Annotated in this window: 2 rRNA genes; both read right to left on the minus strand. The window is 52.4% G+C overall.

The features are described from left to right. Positions 1-8: 8 nt before the first annotated feature. A 5S ribosomal RNA gene (gene rrf / locus A10D4_RS13170) occupies positions 9-124 on the minus strand. Between the two features lie 104 nt (positions 125-228). Next, a 23S ribosomal RNA gene (locus A10D4_RS13175) occupies positions 229-3,115 on the minus strand. Between the last annotated feature and the right edge of the window lie 27 nt (positions 3,116-3,142).

Here is a 3,142-nt window from a genome sequence, read left to right on the forward strand (position 1 = left end):
TATTTGAAGTCTGGCGGTGACCTACTCTCACATGGGGAAACCCCACACTACCATCGGCGCTGATGCGTTTCACTACTGAGTTCGGAATGGATTCAGGTGGTGCCACATCGCTATGGCCGCCAGACAAAACTGTTACAACATGGGGCTGATTGTATTGCCACTCTTTCTTTATTCGGTAAAGGTTATCGCTTGTGTCTACTCACACACCACACTCACCTTGGGTGTTGTATGGTTAAGCCTCACGGGCAATTAGTACAGGTTAGCTCAACGCCTTACAACGCTTCCACACCCTGCCTATCAACGTCGTAGTCTCCGACGACCCTTTAGAGCACTCAAAGTGCTAGTGAGAGCTTATCTCGAGGCTCGCTTCCCGCTTAGATGCTTTCAGCGGTTATCGATTCCGAACGTAGCTACCCGGCAGTGCCACTGGCGTGACAACCGGAACACCAGAGGTTCGTCCACTCCGGTCCTCTCGTACTAGGAGCAGCTCCTCTCAACTCTCAAACGCCCACGGCAGATAGGGACCGAACTGTCTCACGACGTTCTAAACCCAGCTCGCGTACCACTTTAAATGGCGAACAGCCATACCCTTGGGACCGACTTCAGCCCCAGGATGTGATGAGCCGACATCGAGGTGCCAAACACCGCCGTCGATATGAACTCTTGGGCGGTATCAGCCTGTTATCCCCGGAGTACCTTTTATCCGTTGAGCGATGGCCCTTCCATTCAGAACCACCGGATCACTATGACCTGCTTTCGCACCTGCTCGACGTGTCTGTCTCGCAGTTAAGCTGGCTTGTGCCATTACACTAACCGTACGATGTCCGACCGTACTTAGCCAACCTTCGTGCTCCTCCGTTACGCTTTGGGAGGAGACCGCCCCAGTCAAACTACCCACCAGGCACTGTCCTCACCCCAGATAATGGGGCTAAGTTAGAACATCAAACATACAAGGGTGGTATTTCAAGGTTGGCTCCACAGCTACTAGCGCAACTGCTTCTAAGCCTCCCACCTATCCTACACATGTAGGTTCAATGTTCAGTGCCAAGCTGTAGTAAAGGTTCACGGGGTCTTTCCGTCTAGCCGCGGGTACACCGCATCTTCACGGCGATTTCAATTTCACTGAGTCTCGGGTGGAGACAGCGTGGCCATGGTTACACCATTCGTGCAGGTCGGAACTTACCCGACAAGGAATTTCGCTACCTTAGGACCGTTATAGTTACGGCCGCCGTTTACCGGGGCTTCGATCAAGAGCGTCGACCTAAGTCTAACCCCATCAATTAACCTTCCGGCACCGGGCAGGTGTCACACCCTATACGTCCTCTTTCGAGTTTGCAGAGTGCTGTGTTTTTAATAAACAGTCCCAGCCACCTGGTCACTGCGGCCACCAAAAGCTTACGACGCGTAGTCTTCACCTTCAGTGGCGTACCTTCTCCCGAAGTTACGGTACTATTTTGCCTAGTTCCTTCACCCGAGTTCTCTCAAGCGCCTTAGTATTCTCTACCTGACCACCTGTGTCGGTTTGGGGTACGGTCAAACGGTATCTGAAGCTTAGAGGCTTTTCCTGGAAGCAGGGCATCAATGGCTTCGCACCCGTGGGTGCTCGTCTCGTGTCTCGGCATTAAGACGGTCCGGATTTTCCTAAACCATCAGCCTACTCACTTTCACCAGGACTACCAACGCCTGGCCCACCTAGCCTTCTCCGTCCCCCCGTCGCAATACCGTCCGGTACAGGAATATTAACCTGTTTTCCATCGACTACGCCTCTCGGCCTCGCCTTAGGTGCCGACTTACCCTACCCTGATTAGCATGGGATAGGAAACCTTGGTCTTCCGGCGTGGGAGTTTTTCACTCCCATTATCGTTACTCATGTCAGCATTCGCACTTCTGATATGTCCAGCAGTCCTCTCGAACCACCTTCATCCACGTACAGAACGCTCCCCTACCACACGTCATAAGACGTATCCGCAGCTTCGGTGCATGGCTTAGCCCCGTTACATCTTCCGCGCAGGCCGACTCGACTAGTGAGCTATTACGCTTTCTTTAAAGGATGGCTGCTTCTAAGCCAACCTCCTAGCTGTCTGTGCCTTCCCACATCGTTTCCCACTTAGCCATGACTTCGGGACCTTAGCTGGCGGTCTGGGTTGTTTCCCTCTCCACGACGGACGTTAGCACCCGCCGTGTGTCTCCCGGATACTACTCACTGGTATTCGGAGTTTGCATGGGGTTGGTAAGTCGGGATGACCCCCTAGCCCAAACAGTGCTCTACCCCCAGTGGTATTCATCCGAGGCGCTACCTAAATAGCTTTCGGGGAGAACCAGCTATCTCCGGGCTTGATTAGCCTTTCACTCCGAGCCACAGGTCATCTCCTAATTTTTCAACATTAGTGAGTTCGGTCCTCCAGTTGATGTTACTCAACCTTCAACCTGCCCATGGCTAGATCGCCCGGTTTCGGGTCTACACCTTGCGACTCGACGCCCAGTTAAGACTCGGTTTCCCTACGGCTACCCTATACGGTTAACCTTGCCACAAAATGTAAGTCGCTGACCCATTATACAAAAGGTACGCAGTCACCCCTCAAGGAGGCTCCTACTGCTTGTACGTATACGGTTTCAGGTTCTATTTCACTCCCCTCGCCGGGGTTCTTTTCGCCTTTCCCTCACGGTACTGGTTCACTATCGGTCAGTTGGGAGTATTTAGCCTTGGAGGATGGTCCCCCCATATTCAGTCAAGATAACACGTGTCCCGACCTACTCGTTTTCACAATCAGCGCTTCTTCATATACCGGGCTATCACCGTCTATGGCTCTGCTTCCCAACAGATTCTATTAAAGCACTGACTGCTTAAGGGCTACTTCCCGTTCGCTCGCCGCTACTGAGGAAATCTCGGTTGATTTCTTTTCCTCCGGGTACTTAGATGTTTCAGTTCTCCGGGTTCGCTTCCTGCACCTATGGATTCAGCACAGGATACACCACAAGTGGTGTGGGTTGCCCCATTCGGAAATCCATGACTATAGCGACTCTTACTGTCTCATCATGGCTTATCGCAAGTTAGTACGTCCTTCATCGCCTCCAACTGCCTAGGCATCCACCGTATACGCTTAGTCACTTAACCATACAACACCCAAGATGGCTCTAGCTT

This window comes from Idiomarina xiamenensis 10-D-4, from assembly GCF_000299895.1.
Lineage (GTDB): Bacteria > Pseudomonadota > Gammaproteobacteria > Enterobacterales > Alteromonadaceae > Idiomarina > Idiomarina xiamenensis.